This is a genomic window from Streptomyces maremycinicus, from assembly GCF_001184025.1.
GTDB lineage: Bacteria > Actinomycetota > Actinomycetes > Streptomycetales > Streptomycetaceae > Streptomyces > Streptomyces maremycinicus.
The window spans coordinates 368,821-388,780 of record NZ_BBYG01000019.1 but is presented as its reverse complement, the minus strand read 5'-3'; the positions used below and the strand labels follow the sequence as shown (position 1 = coordinate 388,780).

Sequence of the window (19,960 nt, the reverse complement as noted above, 5' to 3'; positions counted from 1 at the left end):
ATAGCCTGGCGGAAGGAGTACGAGTCCAGCAGTCGTGTCGCATCGTTCAGTTCTTGGCTCGGCCAGCCGTGCGCCGTCACCGAGTCGATCTCGAAGCGCACCATGGCAACTACGATTCGCAGCCTGACGAGCATGGAAGTTGGCATTATGCGGTTGGTCTCGTGCAACTGGATGGGACCCCGAAGCAGCAGCGATCGCAGGACTGGCACCAAGGGAAAGTTGCCATCGATCAGTTCGAGCAGCGAATCCCCGCGATCCGTTCGATGCCGGTGCGCCTTGTCGACACCAGCAGATGCCAACACGGCATCGCTGAAGTCGTAGACCGCTTGCCGAATTTGCATCTGTACGGCGTCGCTGTGAGAAGCGAATCTCTCAACGTCGAGCAGTAGGGCCCACCCTTTCGCCTGTCGTCCCTCCACAGGATTGCTGGATGTGAGCGCGGACTGCTCCGCCTCGGCAGCGCGGAGCCACAAGGCGTGTATTGCCTCCAGCTGCTGCTCAGCCGTAAGACTCGGCGCGCGCGACGCCAGGATCTCCAGGAGAGCGTCCACGACATGCCATTGTGGAAGCCGAGGGCTACAGAAGGCATCGTGTATCGAACTTCGCGATACCCCCGCATCGCGTAACTCCTGGGCCATAGTCGTAAGACTCGGACGACCCGCTTGGAGGTGCAGTCGGTGTAGAGCGTCGTTGAGCTCCCGGTGCTCCCGACCACTCAGTGTGGGTTTACGCAGAACTCCCGGTCGCCCCACATCCGCTCCTCGTCCAAAGCCGTCCAGAACCGTCCAACAGCATGGCATCGCGGCCGAAGTTGGAAGGACTCATCCGGACATGTTCAGGGGTGACGTCTACCCGTCCAGCGCCCCGAAACAGGCGGTGATGCTCGACGTACCGCCAGGACGGCCCGGCGGTACGCAGGAGGGGGAACGACATGAGGACAAGGAAGACAGCACAGCGGCTCGGAAAGGCAGCCCTGTTCTCGCTGATTCGTGGCGCCGCCACTGCGGTGGGTAGCGCCCTGGTGGTCGGCTGCGCGTGGTGGCTTCAGCGTCAGTAGCCGAACTCTGCCAGTGAGCGGGAGTTGTGCTGTGCCTGCCCCAGGGCTGCTGGGACCGGTGACCATCTGAGCTGGAGGCCGAGTCTGGCTTCTGCCAGACAGCCGTCGAGCTCACGCGACACCACGAGTTCAAGCTCAGCAGCCATGTCGCTCACGCCCGGGCATCAATTGCGGCGGCCGAGGGGCGCAACATAGCCGAGGATCGCCGGTTGGCCAAACCGGCGATCCTCCGCATCATTGATGGTCCACCGCCACTACCTGCCCTACGTCGGAAGGCACCGCCACCACAACATCCACAGCCGCGCAGTCCCGCGAGCATCCGCGTCACAGCTGCACGAGGCGGCTACGCCGCCGCGTAGCTCGCGCGGAAGAGGTCCACAGCCCGCTCCACGTCCCGCTCGGACCGCAACTGCACCTCCAGGTCGCCCGTACCGTGGTGACCGAGCCCCGTCACGTCCCGGGTGAAACCGGACACGAGGCCCACATCCCTCGGATCGGCCTTTAGTTAGACGAGGAGCTTGGTCTTCTGCGGCGGGCAGACACAGGCGAAGTTCCGCAGGCGCTGATACGCGCGGTACTGCTTGCGCTGCACCCGGCTGACGCCGTCCCCAAGGCCGAGCAAGACCTCGTCGACCGCCTCCGCCAGCTCCGCCAGCACCCCACTGTGCGCGCGTACCGGCGGCAGCCCAGCCGCGCGCTGGCGAACCTGCTTGGGGGCCGGCGTGCGCCCGGTGACGGAAGCCACGGTCTCAAGACCAATCAGGTCCTTGCCGAAGAATCGGTAGCGGACCAGGTCGATGCTGCGGCGGTGCTCGCGTACGGCGTGCACGTCGTAGCGGGTGAAGTCGCCGGCGACGCAGATCAACCTGGGTGCACTCCACAGCACCTGGGCCGCGGTCGTGGCCCCGAGTCGGTCGCGGACCAGGTGCTGGAACTCGGCCCGGTGATCCATCAGCCAGCCGAGATAGAACAGCCCCTGGTTGATCACGCCGGAGTCCACACCGCGCTTGTACTCGACGACCACGGGAGCCCCGTTCTCGTCGAGGCCCAGCGAGTCGATCCGGCCACCGTGGACCGGGCCGGTGCTGTACTCGCTTGCCAGGAACCGGACCCCGAGGAACTTCTCCATGTTGCCCTCGACGATGCTCTGCACATCGGCTTCGGCATCAGCAAGACGCGGCGCGACCTCCGTCACGCCGCCGTTCGTGTTGTAGAGCTTCAGGTCCGGCACCGCCCCTCCCGTGCAGCCAGTGTGGCCGACACTCAACAGCAGGGGCTGTCGAATTTATTTCCATGGGGACCCATCCGAGACGCCGATCGGCTCCCGCCCGCTGACCACTCCGACAGACGGTAAGGCCCGGCGTCCCGAAGCCGGGATGCCGGGCCCTTACCGAGGCGCGATCAGACGGGGCGGATGTTCTCCGCCTGCGGGCCCTTCTGGCCCTGCGTGACGTCGAACTCGACTTTCTGGCCCTCCTGCAGCTCACGGAAACCCTGGGCGGCGATGTTGGAGTAGTGGGCGAAGACATCGGGGCCGCCGCCCTCCTGCTCGATGAAACCGAAGCCCTTCTCGCTGTTGAACCACTTCACAGTGCCCTTGGCCATGACTATCTCCTTCGAGGGAAACCGTGCGTGCACCTTGCACGCACGGGAGGTGATCGCCCTGGTCCGGAGAGGCGCTGAACAGCAAGAACGCCCGTGATGGCGATCACGGGCGAACGGAACTTCGGAACCACGGACTGCTGACTCACAACGCTATAACGAGGTGGCGGGAGCCGCTAGCGATAACGCGCCAGCAACTGGCCCGGACGAAGGGCTGGATCGCCTGTGAGAAGCGGCGATGGTGATCACGTAGGTTTCCGGCACCACCAACATGGTGCCCGTGCCGGGGCCGCCGACGGTCACTGGCCCGCCCTGCTGGACCTGTTCACCGCGGGCGCTGCCCCCGAAAGGCTTCTTCTGCACAGGGCGGCGGCGAGGCGTGGCCTCCCACCGCCGCGGACTGCGCACATGGCCGGCCTGTGCCACGTGTCCCCGCCGGTTCCGGACGCGCCGTGCAGGCCCTGGCGGCGGACGATCCTGTGGCGCCCCACGCCGGCTATCCGCGCCGAAGAAATGAACTCGCATGCCCTCTGAGCCGCCTGCCTGATCAAGCTGCGGGGTGATGCCGCAGGCGGTGACAGATCCGCTTAGCCGCGTCTAGGGTGCGCCCATGCTTGACGACGCGACCGTTCAGCGGGCCACAGCCGAACTACTCTCCGCACCTCAGCCCCTCGGTCGCGCGGCCGTCGCCCTGCCCAGGAGCGCAGGGGTGTACGCCTGGTGGGCGCCGCCCGAGGTCCTTGACTTCTTCCCCGGACCGGTCAATACCGGCGATGCCGGACTGCGGCTGCTCTACCTGGGCAAGGCCCGCCGGCTGCGGTCCCGCGTAGTCTCCAACCACCTGAAGGACTCCGGACGGTCCACCCTGCGTCGAACCCTGGCCGGACTCCTCATGGCCGTTGAGAGCTACCGCACCACCTGGACCGATCGCGTCGTCCTGGTTCCCAAGGACGAACAGCGCCTTTCCCACTGGATGCACAACCACCTCACCCTCACTTGGACCGAGCACCCGGACCCCGTCCCGCTGGAGAAGGAACTGATCTCCCAACTGCACCCCCCGCTGAACGTCGAGGGAGCGCAGCATGGCACCTTCCGGGACCGCGTCAAGCAAGCGCGAGCCTTCTACCACGCCAGTGCTGGCCCCCGGCCGGACAAGTAGCCGACCTTCGCTGAGCGGCCCACAGAGACAAGGACTGGCAAGAGGAACGGCCAGGATCACCCGCTGGCGCCCAGTCCGAGAGAAAACTCTGAGGGCCGACGGCAGCCTGACTTGCGCCGGGCGCGAGAGCGGGCAATCCGCGTCAGTCGGATGCTGCCCGGAACATACGTGCGTTCAGTACCGACCAGGAGAAACCGCTCGAACAATCTATCTGCGGCGAGGATCATGGCGGGATGGCTGCGTACCTGTATGACCGGCTGGTGACGGAGGACGAATACCGTCAGCGCATCCGGCGTCATCGTCCCAGCTCGCTGCTGCCCCTGATCGCCGCGGCGGCGGCACGCTACAGCACGCCCGAGCGGCCACAGCCCTGGCTGGAAAGTCCCTCTCTGAAGTACACACCCTGGGCGCTGGCTGACGCGGCCCGCGTCAGCCTGGCCTACGGCACCGAGCACCTGCGCTCCGAAGCCACCGAGCGCGATCTGCTGGAGATCCTGGCCGCGTACTCCAGCCTGAAGGAACCCACCCTGCACGGCACCGACGAGGATCCGATCCGCTTGCGGGACTTCATGATGCGCCTGGGCGGCGAGCAGATGCCCTTCCAGGCCCCGGAGTTCGCCACTCTCGCCCGTGCCGCCGCGCTGTACCTGCACACACCATTCCCCGCGCACCGGCAACCCCGCTGCATGGTCCCCGGCTGGGACACCGAAGTCTTCGGCTGCCCGCTGCCCGACTACGTCGGCACCGCTCAGCTGCTGTGGGGATGTGCACTGTTCAACGCCGGGCGTTTCGATCCCGCGATCTTCGACAGCTCGGAAGGGGAGACGTTCAACCGTGTCGTCGGCCGGGAGACGGTGCTGCGTGTCGTCGAACGGCACTTCGCCACCGACGTGGCCTCCGTCAAAGCGGCCGAGAAACGGACCACGCAGAACCTCGCGAGGGTGGCCGGCGGCAAAGCTGCCCAGCTGCGGCGCTTCACCTACAACCCGCTGCTCGGCCGACCCGCGGTCACCGGCTTCGGACCCGGCCTGCTGTGCCCCTCACCCCAGCTGGTCTGGCGCAAAGCGACGCCGCCCGGCATCTACCACACAGGACGCGAGCACTTCGGACCCGACTTCCTGCAGGAGACCGGCTACCTCTTCGAGGAATACGTCGGCCGCCAGCTCCGCCTGATACCGGACGCCGATGTTCTCCCGGAGATCACGTACCGGGTCAAGCGCAACGAACTGCAAAGCGTCGACTGGATCGTCGTCTTCGACGACCTGGTGCTGCTCGTGGAGGTCAAGTCCATGATGCCGACCGAGAACGCACGTCTCGGCCTGGAACTCGGAGTCGCCGAGACCGACAGCAAACTCACCCGCGCCTTCCGCCAGGTCAACGCCACCTCGTCCCAGATCGACCAGCACCATCCGGCATTCGCTGGCATTCCGACCGACCGCCCACGCCAGGCACTGATCGTCACCCTTGAACCGTTCCCCGTCGCCAACGCCAACCTGCCCCACCTCGACCTGCCCACCGCCGACATCCCGACCACGGTCGTCGCGGCCCACGAACTCGAACGCCTGGTGACCCTCACCGACACCACACCCAGCTCTCTGCTCCTCAAACGGGCGGCCGACCCCCAGCGCTCCACCTGGGCTCTCAACGAATGCCTCAACGGACACGAAGGCGCCCGCAACCCGGTCCTCGGTCAGGGATGGGCGTCCTACCCATGGGCAACGGGCAGGCTCCCGACCCCTGGCGCGACGTAGTCCATGTGCCGGGCATCCGTATGCCCCGCCGGCCGCCGCGCGCTCGGTGGCGAGTGCGGCATGGTCGGCCGCCGCACCGGTTCGTCCGAGGATTTCCGCAGGGGCGGGTTACCAACGGGCCAGAATGCGGCGGGCTCGTCTGAGCGGGCTCGATATCTGATGGAGGTGGTCGGCGGCTGCCCATCGGCACGCTATCCGGGAGGGCTTACAAGGCATGGCGTACTGGCGCAGCGGATGGCGCCGGTGAGTGAGCTATGCCTTTGGCGGCACGTCTGGGCTGCGGCCTATCAAGGACTCGATGTATTTCTGGACGAGTTGAAGGCTGATATCGGAGAGGAAGGCGGTCTCTGTATGCCCTCGGTATTTCATCTCGTCGGCTTTCAGTGCTCTCGGGATCCCTTGACCTCGGACCCAGGCTTTCACCTGGCGCTCGAAGGCCCACGCGTCTCCGGTGAGGTCGAAGTCCCAACGTGCGTGCAACTCCCAGCCCTGGGAGAGGTGCTGGGACAGGCGTTGTTCGGTGTTGGCGATACCCCACTTCAGGGCTTGGTAGGTGTGGTGGACGACAAGGTAGAGGTAGCCGGGTTTGGCGGGATTGATGCCGCGCTCGGCACACGTGGGGCAGCCACCCTGCGTGCCACGGATGTTGTGCAGCGTCGGCCCGGGGTCGAGGACCGTTTCGCAGGTCATGCAACGGGCTTTCCAGGGGAGTTCCGTGCTGCCGGGATAGGCCACGAGCGGGTCGAGTGCCTTCTCGAGCATGCTGGCGATGGCTTGCTCCTCGTCGAGCCGCAGGGCATCGGCGATCTTTTCCGAGCGGCACGACCAGCATTGGTGGCCGCGGGTGCGGACCTTGGCGTAGGTGGGGGTTCCGATGTGTCCGCAGCGCAGACAACGGCACAACCAGGGCTGCAATGAGCCGGGATAGTCGACGAGTGGCTGCAGGTCCGCTTTGGCCATCAACTGTCGCGCCGCTTCGTCGGTGATGTCGCGTCCGGCGCAACTGGTGCAGCCGCCGCGGCCTCGTTGGACGTGCGCCAGCTTCTTCGGCTTGATGACGCCGCAGTGGACGCACCTGGCGGCCCACTGTTTCCCGGCACCCGGGTAGTCCTCCAGTGCATCCCAGCCCCAATCGAGCATGACAGCAGCAGCCGTCGCCCCATCACGGGTGAGTTGGGCCGCGATCTTGCGTGACCGGCACGTTTTGCCGCAGACGCCGGTCCCCTTGTTGACGACGTCGTTGTAGCGCGGTGAACTGACCTCACCGCAGGTCAGGCAGCGGCATTTCCAGGGAAGTTGAGTGCCGGGGAAGGGTTCCAGCGGACGTGTTCCCCGGTCAAGCATTGCCTGGACGGCTTCGTCTTCGGTCACTCGTCGTGGCACTGGTCAAGCTCCCTCGGGCAGCAATCGGCGTCGGGTGCGACCAGACAGCCACATTGAAGGACATCCTATTTCACAATGGATCCCCTTCAAGGCTGTCACCCTCGAGTCTTCCTCAGCGCACAAGGTGAACTGGGTTCACCGGCCATGGTGACGTGCTGCGGCTGCACATTCCGCAGGACGGGTTCCCGAGCCGACAGGCCGTATCGCCCGTACCCTTCGTGGGGTCTACGGCGTCACATAGCGGGCGCCAAACCGCTGGAGGCGACCCCTCGTGCTGATTGCTCAGCGGCCGTCCCTGACCGAAGAGGTCGTCGACGAGTTCCGCTCCCGGTTCGTGATCGAGCCGCTGGAGCCGGGCTTCGGCTACACCCTCGGCAACTCCCTCCGCCAGCCCTCCTGTCCTCGATCCCGGGTGCGGCGGTCACGTCCATCCGCATCGACGGCATCCTGCACGAGTTCACCACCGTGCCGGGCGTCAAGGAGGACGTCACCGACCTGATCCTCAACATCAAGCAGCTGGTCGTCTCCTCGGAGCACAACGAGCCGGTCGTGATGTACCTGCGCAAGCAGGGCCTGGGTCTGGTCACCGCCGCCGACATCGCGCCCCCGGCCGGTGTCGAGGTGCACAACCCCGACCTCGTCCTCGCCACGCTCAACAGCAAGGGCAAGCTGGAGATGGAGCTGACCGTCGAGCGTGGCCGCGGCTACGTCTCCGCCGTGCAGAACAAGCAGGTCGGCCAGGAGATCAGCCGTATCCCGGTCGACTCCATCTACAGCCCCGTGCTCAAGGTCACGTACAAGGTCGAGGCCACGCGTGTCGAGCAGCGCACCGACTTCGACAAGCTCATCGTCGACGTCGAGACGAAGCAGGCCATGCGTCCCCGTGACGCCATGGCCTCTGTCGGCAAGACCCTGGTCGAGCTGTTCGGTCTCGCCCGCGATCTCAACATCGACGCCGAGGGCATCGACATGGGCCCGTCCCCCACGGACGCCGCCCTTGCCGCCGGCATCGCGCTGCCGATCGAGGAGCTGAAGCTCACGGTCCGCTCCTACAACTGCCTCAAGCGCGAGGGCATCCACTCCGTGGGCGAACTGCTCTCGCGCTCCGAGGCCGACCTCCTGGACATCCGCAACTTCGGCGCGAAGTCCATCGACGAGGTCAAGGCGAAGCTGGCCGGCATGGGCGTGGCCCTGAAGGACAGCCCGCCCGGATTCAACCCGCCCGCCGCCGCCTTCGGTGCGGACGACGACGCGGACGCGGGTTTCGTGGAGACCGAGCAATACTGACTGCTGAGCCACGCCGGCCACAGGACACATGCGTCCAGGGACAGGAGAACCACGCCGCTGTCCCCCCTCGGCGGCGGCGATCTGCGCGGAGTTCGCGTGCACGCCGATGCCCTCGGCGACGACGCGCAGCCCGCGACGCCCTCAGGGGCCCCGGCCGGGTCGCGTCCGCGCACAGCCAGGTGAACAGCACCGAATGCCGCAGGTCGTACGGCCGCTTCGCGAGCAGAGTGCTGACGAGAGTGGGTGGTGGCGTTGCCGGAGACCCGCAGCTGTGCATTCAGATGTAGAACTTGAATTGAGGCAGTGGCTCCCGGTCAGCGGGGATCTCCCTCATGATCTCGCCGACGAGCCCGGAGAACTTGATCGTGATCGGCAGGAGTCCGCCCAATGCGGCTGAGTTCCAGTTGAGCTTGGTGAGCGCGAGGACTTCCCTCAGCAGAGCGTCTCGCGAAGAGTCCTGCCCCACGTGATCGGCGACCTGGAGCGGCGCCGGAACGTGCATCCCGTGGAACTCGTTGAGGGCGGATATGTAACCCGTCGTGTACAGGTAGTCCAAGTCGCCGAAGCTGAAACGGGTTCCGCGCAGCGGGGGATACTTCGAGGTGGTGATGAGGCGAACCCGGCTCTGCACCTCGAGCGCCATCAGGTCGTAGCGCCGCACACGGGACTCGATCGCCGCGCGGAAGCCGTCGCGTTCGTCCGGCCAGTAGCGCGAGGTCTTGTGGACCACGATGCGAGCCGGGGTCTGCTTCATGACTGCTTCGTACCGGTCGAGTACCAGGGCCATCAGCTGGTGCGCGCCGTCAGCCGTCAGGTGAGGCGAACGGCTCCCGGTCTTGTGCGGATCCCATTCGAATTCGTGTCCCCGGAGAACCAGTCCTTCCCCTCGCTCGTCAAACGCCTGCACGAGGCTGGTCTGCATCGTCGCAGCCGCGCTGCCCAGCGGCCGGTAGAAGCCGATGCCGACGTAGCAGGTCCCGGGCGTGAGGCCGTACGGACTCCACGGATAGCCTCCCGCCTTGCAGTACATCGCGGTGAAGAAGTTCCACGCGATGCGCGAGGGTGGTGTCCGGTCGCGCCCGTCGAGCGTGGGCGCGCGGACGATCTGCGTCGGTATGCGGAACTTCATGGCGCTCGCCTTGAGGGCGCGGCGCAGGTCGCGATGGACCGCGCCGGTGTCTTTGCTGGTGTAGTCGGCCGTGCCGCAGCGCGTCACGATCTGGTCGGACAGCGCGATGACGACGTAGTCGGGGACGCTGTCACGCTCTGCCAACTGCCGGAACTTGGTCTCGAACAGGGCAAGGGCAGCGTGGAAGCGGTCCTTCTGCGACTTGATCTCCAGTACCTGCCGCAGTTCGGTCTGCCCGAGTTCTTCATTCCACGCATCGTCGAACTCCAGCGACGAGAAGAATCCGCGGTCGGGCATCCACCCGGGGAACTCCGGGTTGTTCACGTCTCCGCGTACGCCCTCGGCGCGACTGCTCATCCAGGTACGGGCGGCCTCGACGAGTTCGGCGGTACCGATCATCCCCACGCGCAGCCGGGTGGGGTGGCGGCCTGATGCTGTCCAGGAACGGGGTCCGTAGCGTGCGATGCCGGCCTTGGGGTCGATGTGCAGGCCGTCGTCGGCGAAGTGCAGCAGCGGCTCGGGAAAGTAGGTGCTCGCGATGAGGGACGGGGAGCCAGTGGGCGAGACACTCGGTGGAGCAGGGCGTGCCGTCATCGCAGCGTTTCCTCCGCGTCCTCGTCGTCGGGATCGTCGTCCTCGCTCAGGCCCTCTGCCTCGGCCCAGGTGAAGAGGTCGTCCACGTACTCGACGTTCTTGAAGGGCATGTCGTGCTCGGCGGGAATGCCCGGCCATCGCACCTGCCCGCTGCTCAGCGATGTCGAGACGATCAGGTTCTGCCTGTCCGTGCCGAAGGGGAAGAAGATCCGCGGAGTGCTCCTGCCGAGGAAGTCACGCCAGAACTGGACTTCGCCCAGGAGGTCGTGGTTGAACAGGCGGGACTTCTTCCGGGTCACCTGCCGCCCGATGTACTTGGCCTGTATGGATTCGAAGCCGTCGGAGGTGACACGCAGCTCGGGTCTGACGCTCAGGCACCACTGGTTGTCACCGATGAGGAAGAAGCGCAGCGAAACAGCACGATGAAGCCAGTAGTTGCGAGCCTCTCCGGTCGCTCGCTTCTTGGGCTGCCATACGACGCTCCGGGTCGCCCTGCTGGCATTCAACGGCCGGTACGGCACGGAGCGTTCAACGCCGGCAGCCTCCGGTTCGAAGTAGTAGCGGTGATGGTCGTGGTCGAGCCGTAGTCCGAGACGTCCGGTGAGTTTGTTCAGCGACCGGTTCAGCAGCGCGACGTACCACCCCAGCCGGTCGGGATCCGTCCACCATTCCTTGGTGGAGAAGCGCTCGGTCTCCGTGCACGCCACGACGTCAGAGAAAGGGTTGCTGGTGTCACGCAAGTCCTGGAATGCCCACAACCGCCCATCACGCAGGATGAACGGCGTCATCGTCCCGGCAGACGTCGCGGCCGGCCGGACCTCGCTATCCCGGCTGGCAGAGCAAGGGGCTCCGTAGATGTAGCGCGGCATCTGCGTGACCGGCAGCACGTTGCTGTACACGGTGTCGTTGACCATCGGAGGCAGCTCCGACGGCACGTTGGAACGCCCCCCGAGCCTGCGCTCGATCCGCTGTTCGTGAGTCTCCTTCATGGCGTGCAGACGCTCCACCGTGTACTTCGCTAGCGCACCCTCGGAGTCGATCAGCTGGTGATGCTGATTGCACAGCAAGATCAGATTCTCGTACCGATTGCGCTCCTCCGGCGTCAGCGGCGAATCGCCCCGCGGACCGTTCGGGCTCTCCGCCACGATGTGGGCCATCTCGCCGAGCACCACAACGGGGTCCTCCGGCGTCCCCTGAGCCGTCAGCAGCAAGCCGCATTCGGGAAAGGCGCAGATATTGCCGGAACGCTGGGTCAATTTGCGTTGCTGCGCGACAGGTACGGCCACAACACCTCCTCCGGGTACCCATATGCTACGGACGACCTCTGACAAAGGCCCTCCCTCGCACAGGAGCCGAACCGCCGCCGGGCTCGGCTGGTTCGCAGCACCAACGGCAGAGCCATTACCTGAACAAGTCGGCGCCGATGGCTTTGTCATCCCGAAACGATCAGGCCGCGTCCGGGTGCTGCGGGGCGCGTCCGGCCGGAGCGCCCTCGGTGGAAGGCTGGCTCGTGCTGTGAACCAGACGCTCACTGACAAGCGAAGGTGACCGGACACGGCGGCCTACATTCCCCGTTCATGCTCCCGTACGTAGGTGTAGCCGCGCGGGAGCTCATGAGGACCGGCAAGGCCGGCTCTCTGGTGGTCTTGCCGGTAGGCAGCCCGCGCTTCCGCGCTCGCATCCTTCCCGAGGTGACCGATGCGCATCAGATGTCCTGCAACGCGATGAGCGCTCGCGCTGTACGTGCCGTGTCCGTCCACAGCCCGAAGATCCTCGCGTTCCGCCACACGCAGCGTGGGGGCGTAGCAGAGCAGTTGGACCGGCTTCTCGCCGCGACGCGTTGGATAGTGGAGCATTCCGCCTCGACCAAGGCTGCCCTGCTGCCAGGTGAGGATCCCGCGTGACAGGAGCCGCTCGATCGCCCGAAGGATCTCCTTCTTTGACGGTTGTTCTGGCGCCCGACGCTCGATGGTGTTCCGGATCAACGCTTGGTGCGGAAGGAGGGCGCAGCCCTGCTCGTCGAGGTATCCAAGCTCACGGAGCGTAATCAAGACCAGCTCCTCGATCCCATCCACGTGCGCACCGAAGGCAGCGAGGTCGCGGGTCATGATCCGCGGATCGTATGCGTAACGCACCATGGTGCCGGCGACGACAACAGGGCGACCCAGCGAGGTGTAGGCGAGACGGAGCTTCTTCCACCGGTCCCAGCGCGCCGAGACCCGCGTCCCGGGAAGGATGACGGATTGCCAAGAGATGCCCGTAAGGAGTGGCTGCTTGCTGTGACGCTGAAGTTTGACTGTCTGCTGCTCGCCAAGCGCCCTACTGTGGTGACGGGCAACATGCACGAAGGCGATATCGAGTGATGCCTGCGAGGCTCTGCTGGCCATCTCGGCCGGAACGGGGCAGGTGCCGTTCAGTAGATGCTCTGCGCGCACATGAAACGTCCATTGCAAAGTCAGGCCGGTGTCCACAACCGTGTGAGGCAGCCAGCCGTCGGGGTCTTCAACCCTGATCCGGGTGACGTCTTCCGCTCCAGCAGCAGGCGGCTCAACTTCCCTTCCTGCCGACGATGGCCCGGAATTGAGCGATGGCTGGTCAGCCCTCCCAAGTGGGTTGTGGTCATGTGAGGGGGGCTCCGCCATCAGACGCCCGTAACAGCCATTGCACAGCAGGGCGTTGGCCTGCACGGCAACGAGGCTTGCTGTCTTCGCTCTGCTGCACCGCGAACAGGTGAAGGACGCAGCCGCTGCCAACCGGACCAGCTGCAGATCGCCCCGACGGGGGTATCGCTTGGTGATCTTCTCGCCGAGGAGCGTCCCACCAACGTTCACAACCGACCCCCCGGATGCCTTGCCTTCACTACCCTTTCCCAGCTGTGGCATCGCCCCGGGCGGAGTACGAGTCAGATCTTGGGGGCCGTTCCGCAGAGGAAGGAGATGGTCAGCGTAGGTGGCCTGCCAGGGCCGGGCAAGCGATCTCCTTCAATTGCCCGCACCCCGCCGTGATCACGCCTACGGTGATCTCTCATGCTGACCGTTGAGCGTTTCGCCGCTGGTTGCGCCGAGACCAGGTGGCACGTGAGGCGTCCTCTGGACCTGATCTGCATCCACTCGGAACGGGAGGTCAGTGGGCGGCAGCCGCGTGCCACTCTGAACCCGTTCACCGTCCTTGCGGCAGCGGCCGCCTGGGAACGGTTCCTCAGCGATCTCGTCGGCGCAGTGAAGTACCGCACTCGCTGGTCTCTTCCGGGACAACTGACCCGCAGGAAGCTGACTCGGTGCACCGCCCTGCCCAACAGGAGTCACTCAGCGTGCCCAGGGCGGCGGTGATTCCACTTGTCACCGCCGCCCGTGGCGACGACCTCCTTGGGGAGAATCTGGGGGGTATCCGCGCTGCTGGGGAGCGCGTGGGGAGAATCGAGCGCATAACACGGTAAGCCCGTGAAAGAAGCTGAAAGATTCATCTTCGCAGGTCAGCCATGGGGATAGCCGCATCGCCGCAGGTCAGCTCCCCGGGGTGGACAACTTCACGACGTAGGTGCCCAGGTCGTCGGCCTCGACGACGGCGGGCACGGAGCCGCCCGCGCGCAGCGGAGCGAGGTAGCGGGTCGCGGTGACCTCGGTCAGCATGACTCTCTCCCCTCTGCCCGTCCGGTCGCGCCGGACCTCACCGGTCCGGTCAGGTCCGAAGAAGCATGGTAACCAGGCCGGACGGGCGTCGCGGGTGCCGGAGCCGCCGCCCGGGAGGGCCCGGGGCAGCGGTGGCGAGCGGGCCCCGTGACGTGGGCCCGCGTCACGCCGGCCCACGTCACGCCCGGCCCGCGTCCGGGAACGCTCGTCGGCCTCCCAGGGCCCTCAGCCGCACCAGGGCCTGTTCCGGGTCCGCCACGATCCGGACGCCCGCCGGGACCGGCGGCCGGCGCACCACGACCACGGGCAGCCCCGCCGCGCGGGCCGCCGTCAGCTTCGGGGCGGTGGCCGCCCCTCCGCTGTCCTTGGTCACGAGGACGTCGATCCGGTGACGGTCCAGCAGTTCGCGCTCCCCGGCGAGCGTGAAGGGGCCGCGGTCGAGCAGCACCTCGATGCGGGAGGGGGCCGGCGTCCCGGGCGCTTCGACGGACCGTACGAGGAACCAGAGGTGGTCCAGGTCGGCGAAGGCGGCGAGCCCCGTCCGCCCGGTGGTGAGGAACACCCGCCGGCCGAGTGCGGGCAGCAGTGCGGCGGCCTCCGCCAGGGAACCGGCCTCGTGCCAGCTGTCGCCCGCCACCGGGACCCAGCCAGGGCGGCGCAGCGCCAGCAGCGGCACGCCGGTGCCGTCCGCGGCCTTCGCCGCGTTGCGGCTGATGTCCGCGGCGAAGGGGTGGGTGGCGTCCACGAGCGCGTCGACCGCGTGCTCGACCAGCCACGCGGCCAGTCCCTCGGCCCCGCCGAAGCCGCCGAGGCGTACCTCGCCGGGCGGCAGCCGGGGCGCGGTCACCCGTCCGGCCAGCGAGGTCGTCACCCGCAGGCCGGGCAGGGCGTCGGCCGCCAGCAGTTCGGCGAGGCGACGGGCCTCGGCTGTCCCGCCCAGGATCAGTACGTGCACGGGGTCCGGTCCCTTCCGGAGAGCGAAGAGCGAGCGGCGCGGCCGGGGACGGTCACGGCGCCCCACTGAAGCACACCGGTGCCGGCCGGGCCGCGTCGGCGTCGCGCGCGGGCGCGCTCCGGGCGGTGCGGCGTGGCTTGGCGTGGCGCGGTGCGGCGTGGCGCGATGGGATGCGGTGGGATGCGGCGTGGTGCGGTGCGGCGTGGTGCGGTGCGGCGTGGTGCGGTGGGCCCGACAGGCCATTGACTCGGCCGCGTTCACTTAGAGTAGCCTTGCCTAAGTTGGCCGGGGCTCCGGAGGGTGGCTGGTGAGATCAGGGAAGCAGTCGGGGCGGGACGTCCTGACGCGCTCGGTCCGGGGGCAGGCGCGGCGCGTCGGTCTCGGTGCGGCGCTCGGCTGTGTGCACCAACTGGGGGAAGCCCTGGTGCCGGTGCTCATCGGCGTCGTCATCGACCAGGCCGTGGCCGGGCAGGACGCCGGGCGGCTCGCTCTCTGGCTGGTCGTCCTGGCCGTGATGTACGTGGCGCTGTCGTGGAGTTTCCGGCTGGGCGCGCGGGCCGGTGAGCGCGGTGCCGAAGAGGCCGCGCACACCCTTCGGCTGGCGATCGTGCGCCGGGTGCTCGACGCCCGCGGCGGCGCCGAGGACGGCCGGCTGCCCGGCGAGCTGGCCAATGTCGCCACCGAGGACGCCAAGCGCGTCGGCGCGGTCAACATGGCTCTGATGAGCGGGACATGGGCGGTCGCGGGCATCACCGTCAGCGCCGTGTGGCTGCTGCTGACGTCCGTGCCGCTCGGGCTGATCGTGCTGCTGGGCACACCGGTGCTGCTGTGGCTGGGGCACCTGCTGAGCAAGCCGCTGGAGCGCCGCAGCGAGGCCGAGCAGGACCGGGCCGCGCACGCCTCGGGAGTGGCCGCCGACCTGGTGGCAGGGCTCCGGGTGCTGAAGGGGCTCGGCGCCCAGCAGGCAGCCGTCGAGCGGTACCGCCGGACCAGCCGCGCCTCCCTCGCGGCCACCCTGCGCGCGGCCCGTGCCGAGTCCTGGCAGACCGGGCTCGTCCTGGCCCTGACCGGCGGGTTCATCGCGCTGATAGCGCTGGTCGGCGGGCGGCTGGCGCTCGACGGCTCGCTCACGCTCGGACAGTTGGTGTCCGCGGTGGGTCTCGCGCTGTTCCTGCTGGGGCCGTTGGAGACCTTCGCCTGGGTCAACGCCGAACTGGCGCAGGGGCGGGCCTCGGCCGCCCGCGTCGCGGAGGTCCTCGGCGCCGATCCCGCCGTGCTGGGCGGGGAGGACCCGGTGCCGGAACCGGTGCGCGGCGAACTGCGGCTGCGCGGCGTACGGCTGGGCGGGCCGGACGGCGTCGACCTCGACGTTCCGGCCGGCCGGCTGACCGGCATCGCCGTGACGGATCCGGCCTCCGCCGAGGCCCTGTTGCGCTGTCTGGGCCGGGAGACCGACCCGGAGTCGGGTTCGGTCGAGCTGGACGGGGTGCCGCTGACCCGGCTCGATCCGGCGGGGCTGCGGGCGGCGGTGCTGGTGGCCGCCCACGACGCCGTGCTCTTCGACGGCTCACTGGCCGCGAACGTGGCTCCGCAGGCGGAGTCGGGCGACGGCGCGACGGACGACGGGCCCGAGGCAGCGGCGGATCCGCGGACCGAGCGCGCCATGGCCGCCGCCCACGCCGACCAGGTGGCCGGTTCCCTGCCGCGCGGCGCCGCCACCGGCGTCGGAGAGGGCGGCCGGTCCCTGTCGGGCGGTCAGCGCCAGCGGGTGCTGCTGGCGCGCGCCCTGCGCGCCGAGCCGCCCGTCCTGGTCGTGCACGACCCGACGACCGCCGTCGACGCGGTGACCGAGGCACGCATCGCCGAGGGGCTGCGGGAGATCCGGCGCGGCCGCACCACGGTCGTGGTGACCAACAGCCCGGCGCTGCTCGCCGTCGCCGACCGGGTCGTCCTCCTCGACGGCGGCGGCCGGGTCGGCGCCGAGGGCACACACGCCGACCTCGTACAGGCCGACGCGAACTACCGGACGGCGGTGCTGGCGTGACCACTGAACCCGAGCGGCCGGAACCCGAGCGGCCGGAACCCGAGCGCTCCCGACCCGGCCACCCTCTGCCCGAACGGCCGGGGGCGGGGCAGACGCAAGCCACCCAGGTCGAGTCCGGGCAGGCGCAGGCCGAGCAGGTGGCCGGGCAGGCGGAGGGGAACCGGGTGGAGGCCGGTCGCGCCCTGTTGCCGACGGCGAGTCCCGCTCGTACCCGGGCCGCGGTGCGTGAGCTGCTGCGGCCGCACCGAGGGCTGGCCTGGGCCGGGTTCGGGCTGATGGTGCTCGCCACCTCCGTCGGCCTGCTCACCCAGCCGCTGCTCGGTCACATCGTCGACGTGGTCACCGAGCGGCGCTCCCCCGACGCGCTCACCCTGCCGGTCCTCGCGCTGACCGGGGTCGCCGTGGTGCAGGGCGTCACGACCGCCCTGGGCATGTCGCTGGTGTCCCGGCTCGGCGAGACCGTGCTCGCCCGGCTGCGCGAGCTGTTCGTGGAACGGGCGCTCGCCCTGCCCCTGGAGCGGCTGGAGAAGGCGGGCTCCGGCGACCTCAACGCCCGGGTCACCCGGGACGTGTCCCGGGTCGCCGACGCGGTGCGCGGGGCCCTGCCCGAGCTGGCGCGCTCCGCGCTGTCCATCGTGCTGACCCTGGGCGCGCTCGCCGTGCTGGACTGGCGGTTCCTGCTGGCCGCGCTCGTCGCCCTGCCCGTCCAGGCGCACACAGCGCGGTGGTACGTGCGCAACGCCGTTCCCCTGTACGCCAAGGAGCGCATCGCCACCGGGGCCCAGCAGCAGCAGTTGCTGGACACCATCGGCGGGGCGCGGACCGTGCGGGCGTACCGGCTCCAGGCCGGCCACACCCGGCGGGTCACCGACCGCTCGCGGGCGTCGGTGGAACTGACGATGCGCGGGGTGCAGCTGGTGCTGCGCTTCTACAGCCGGCTGCACATCGCCGAGTACGCGGGCCTCAGCGCCGTCCTGGTCACCGGGTTCCTGCTGGTGCGCTCCGGCTCGGCCTCGGTCGGCACCGCCACGGCCGCCGCGCTGTACTTCCACAGCCTGTTCGGGCCGGTGAACACCGCGCTCGTGCTGCTCGACGACGCCCAGTCGGCGACCGCGGGACTGGCCCGGCTGGTCGGGGTGGTGGACGAACCGGTGCCCGCGTCCGCCGAGCACGCGGACGACCGTCCGACCGCCACCGGTGCCCCGTCCGTGACGCTGACCGCCGTCTCCCACGCCTATGTGCCCGGCCGTCCGGTGCTGCACGGCGTCGACCTGGAGATCCGGCCCAAGGAACGCGTCGCGCTGGTCGGTACGACCGGGGCGGGCAAGACGACGCTCGCGAAGCTGGTGGCGGGGCTGCACCGGCCGGAGAGCGGCCGCATCGACATCGGCGGCCTCGAACCGGACGAGTCCAGCCGCCTGGTGGGGCTCGTCACCCAGGAGGTGCACGTCTTCGCCGGGCCGCTCGCCGACGACCTGCGGCTGGCCCGTCCGCAGGCGGACGACGAGGAGCTGCGGGAGGCGCTGGCCACCGTGGGCGCCCTCGGCTGGGCGGAGGCGCTCCCGGAGGGCCTGGAGACGGTCGTCGGCGACGGCGGACACCGGCTCACCGCCGACCGTGCCCAGCAACTGGCGCTGGCCCGGCTCCTGTTGGCGGACCCGCCGGTCGTGGTCCTCGACGAGGCGACCGCGGAGGCGGGCAGTTCGGGTGCCCGCCAGCTCGACGAGGCCGCCGAACGGGCCCTGCGGGGCCGTACGGCGCTGGTCGTCGCGCACCGGCTCAGCCAGGCCGCCACCGCCGACCGGGTGGTCGTCCTGAGCGACGGCCGGGTCGTGGAGAGCGGCACCCACGAGGAACTGCTCACCGTCGACGGCGCGTACGCCACCCTGTGGCAGGCCTGGTCGGGCAGCCGCTCCCCCGCCCCGGACGGCCCCTGACGAGACCCTGCCCGCCCTCCTCCCGCTCCGGACCCCGCCACCCCCCGCCGACCGCACCGCGACGAACAGAAGGATCATCCGATGCCCCGCGCCTCCAGAGCCTCACGGCTGTCCGGCCTGCTCGCCTCCGTAGTCCTGCTCGCCGTCGCGGCGGTCGGCTGCGGCGACTCCGGCTCCGACTCCGGTTCCTCGTCCGCCGGCGCGAAGGGGGCGGACTCGTCGTCCGCCGCCGGCGCCTTCCCCGTGACCCTCGACCACAAGTTCGGCAGTACGACGATCAAGTCCGAGCCGCGGCGGATCGTCACCGTCGGTCTCACCGACCAGGACGCCGTGCTCGCGCTGGGCAAGGTGCCGGTCGGCACGACCGAGTGGCTCGGCGGCTACAAGGGCGCCATCGGCCCCTGGGCCGAGGACGAGCTGGGCGGCGCGGCGGCGCCCACCGTGCTCACCGACACCGGCACCGGCCCCCAGGTGGAGAAGATCGCCGCCCTGAAGCCCGATCTCATCCTCGCCGTGTACTCGGGACTGACCAAGGCCCAGTACGAGAGCCTGTCGAAGTTCGCGCCGGTGGTCGCCCAGCCGAAGGCGTACAACGACTACGGCGTGCCGTGGCAGCAGCAGACCGAGGAGATCGGCAAGGCGCTCGGCAAGGAGGCCGAGGCCAGGACGCTGGTGTCGGGCGTCGAGGGCGAGTTCGCGGCGGCCAAGAAGGCCAACCCGGCCTTCGCCGGGGCCACGGCCGTCATGGCGACCCCGTACGAGGGCACGTTCGTCTACGGCACCCAGGACACCCGCTCCCGGATCCTGTCCGACCTCGGCTTCTCGCTGCCGAAGGACCTCGACAAGGTGATCGGGGACACCTTCGGCGCCAACATCAGCAAGGAGCGCTTCGACCTGCTCGACCAGGACGTCGACGTCTGGATCGTGCCGGACCTCACCACGGCGGTCACCAAGCTGCACAGCGACAAGATCTACTCCGACCTGAACGTGGTGAAGGAGGGCCGTGAGGTGTTCATCCAGGAGAGCGGCGACTACGGCAACGCGGTGTCGCTGTCGACCGTGCTGAGCCTGCCCTACGTCATCGACCGCATGGTGCCGCAGCTCGCGGCGGCGGTGGACGGCAAGACCGCGACGAAGGTGGAGCAGCCGGCGTCCTGACCGGTCCCGCGGCACGACGGAGGGGGTGGCCCGCGCGGGCCACCCCCTCCGTCGTGTCCCGCCTGGCTCAGGCGCCGTCGACGAGGCTCCTGGGCCGCAGGTCCGTCCAGTTGGCCTCGATGTGGTCCAGGCACTCCTGGCGGGCGGCCGGGCCGTGCGCGACCGTCCAGCCGGCCGGGACGTCCACGAAGTCGGGCCACAGGCTGTACTGGCCCTCGTCGTTGACGAGGGCGGAGTAGACGCCGTCGGGGTTCTCGAACGGGTTGCTCATGTCG

15 protein-coding genes and 3 pseudogenes are annotated in these 19,960 nt (G+C 68.8%); 6 read left to right on the top strand and 12 right to left on the bottom strand.

Translation table 11 applies throughout. The features are described 5' to 3' along the window. The 5 genes and pseudogenes from AOQ37_RS30520 to AOQ37_RS30510 all read right to left on the bottom strand — a co-directional run. Positions 1-551, bottom strand: a pseudogene (locus AOQ37_RS30520) (hypothetical protein); the annotation flags it as partial. A 499-nt stretch (positions 552-1,050) separates the two neighbouring features. Next, positions 1,051-1,203 carry a hypothetical protein gene (locus tag AOQ37_RS40550; protein WP_159401388.1) on the bottom strand — a complete coding sequence of 51 codons (153 nt, stop codon included), beginning with the start codon at positions 1,201-1,203 and terminating at the stop codon, positions 1,051-1,053. A gap of 197 nt (positions 1,204-1,400) precedes the next feature. Then, entirely contained in the window at positions 1,401-1,532 is a 132-nt protein-coding gene (locus AOQ37_RS42205; protein ID WP_374701553.1) for a hypothetical protein, read from the bottom strand. Positions 1,533-1,562: 30 nt separating this feature from the next. Next, positions 1,563-2,288, bottom strand: a complete 726-nt coding sequence (locus AOQ37_RS30515; RefSeq protein WP_374701552.1) for a transporter — start codon at positions 2,286-2,288, stop codon at positions 1,563-1,565. A 170-nt stretch (positions 2,289-2,458) separates the two neighbouring features. Beyond that, positions 2,459-2,662, bottom strand: coding sequence for a cold-shock protein (locus AOQ37_RS30510; RefSeq protein WP_020120296.1), 204 nt, complete (start codon positions 2,660-2,662; stop codon positions 2,459-2,461). A gap of 607 nt (positions 2,663-3,269) precedes the next feature. Here AOQ37_RS30510 and AOQ37_RS30505 point away from each other — a divergent pair. Beyond that, a complete protein-coding gene (locus tag AOQ37_RS30505) occupies positions 3,270-3,818 on the top strand; it encodes a GIY-YIG nuclease family protein (protein ID WP_062649009.1) in 549 nt (182 codons plus the stop codon). A gap of 233 nt (positions 3,819-4,051) precedes the next feature. After that, positions 4,052-5,569 (top strand): hypothetical protein, encoded by a 1,518-nt coding sequence (locus AOQ37_RS30500; protein ID WP_062649007.1) that lies wholly within the window; start codon positions 4,052-4,054, stop codon positions 5,567-5,569. 252 nt (positions 5,570-5,821) lie between these two features. On the opposite strand, the gene AOQ37_RS30495 is transcribed toward AOQ37_RS30500, so the two are convergent. Next, positions 5,822-6,940 carry a hypothetical protein gene (locus AOQ37_RS30495; RefSeq protein ID WP_159401387.1) on the bottom strand — a complete coding sequence of 373 codons (1,119 nt, stop codon included), beginning with the start codon at positions 6,938-6,940 and terminating at the stop codon, positions 5,822-5,824. 283 nt (positions 6,941-7,223) lie between these two features. On the opposite strand from AOQ37_RS30495, the pseudogene AOQ37_RS30490 reads away from it, so the two are divergent. Beyond that, a pseudogene (locus AOQ37_RS30490) lies at positions 7,224-8,239 on the top strand (DNA-directed RNA polymerase subunit alpha). Between the two features lie 277 nt (positions 8,240-8,516). On the opposite strand, the gene AOQ37_RS30485 reads toward AOQ37_RS30490, so the two are convergent. From AOQ37_RS30485 to AOQ37_RS30470, 5 genes and pseudogenes are all read right to left on the bottom strand, one after another. Then, entirely contained in the window at positions 8,517-9,962 is a 1,446-nt protein-coding gene (locus AOQ37_RS30485; RefSeq protein ID WP_062649003.1) for an argonaute/piwi family protein, read from the bottom strand. Beyond that, positions 9,959-11,248 carry an HNH endonuclease gene (locus AOQ37_RS30480; RefSeq protein WP_159401385.1) on the bottom strand — a complete coding sequence of 430 codons (1,290 nt, stop codon included), beginning with the start codon at positions 11,246-11,248 and terminating at the stop codon, positions 9,959-9,961. The genes AOQ37_RS30485 and AOQ37_RS30480 overlap by 4 nt, the downstream gene beginning before the upstream one ends. Before the next feature lie 276 nt (positions 11,249-11,524). Beyond that, positions 11,525-12,649: a hypothetical protein gene (locus tag AOQ37_RS30475; protein WP_159401384.1), complete on the bottom strand. Its 1,125-nt coding sequence runs from the start codon at positions 12,647-12,649 to the stop codon at positions 11,525-11,527. Between the two features lie 831 nt (positions 12,650-13,480). Beyond that, a pseudogene (locus AOQ37_RS41895) lies at positions 13,481-13,591 on the bottom strand (HipA family kinase); the annotation flags it as partial. A gap of 178 nt (positions 13,592-13,769) precedes the next feature. After that, on the bottom strand, positions 13,770-14,546 hold the full coding sequence (locus AOQ37_RS30470) for a cobalt-precorrin-6A reductase (RefSeq protein WP_062648997.1): 777 nt from the start codon (positions 14,544-14,546) through the stop codon (positions 13,770-13,772). Positions 14,547-14,853: 307 nt separating this feature from the next. Here AOQ37_RS30470 and AOQ37_RS30465 point away from each other — a divergent pair, with 307 nt between their 5' ends. From AOQ37_RS30465 to AOQ37_RS30455, 3 genes are all read left to right on the top strand, one after another. Then, the gene (locus tag AOQ37_RS30465) at positions 14,854-16,590 is read left to right on the top strand and encodes an ABC transporter ATP-binding protein (protein ID WP_062648995.1); all 1,737 of its coding nucleotides are present in this window, start codon (positions 14,854-14,856) and stop codon (positions 16,588-16,590) included. 137 nt (positions 16,591-16,727) lie between these two features. After that, on the top strand, positions 16,728-18,527 hold the full coding sequence (locus tag AOQ37_RS30460) for an ABC transporter ATP-binding protein (protein WP_062649054.1): 1,800 nt from the start codon (positions 16,728-16,730) through the stop codon (positions 18,525-18,527). A gap of 81 nt (positions 18,528-18,608) precedes the next feature. Then, positions 18,609-19,685, top strand: coding sequence for an iron-siderophore ABC transporter substrate-binding protein (locus AOQ37_RS30455; RefSeq protein ID WP_062648993.1), 1,077 nt, complete (start codon positions 18,609-18,611; stop codon positions 19,683-19,685). 67 nt (positions 19,686-19,752) lie between these two features. On the opposite strand, the gene AOQ37_RS30450 is transcribed toward AOQ37_RS30455, so the two are convergent. Further along, a complete protein-coding gene (locus AOQ37_RS30450) occupies positions 19,753-19,956 on the bottom strand; it encodes an MbtH family protein (protein WP_062648991.1) in 204 nt (67 codons plus the stop codon). Between the last annotated feature and the right edge of the window lie 4 nt (positions 19,957-19,960).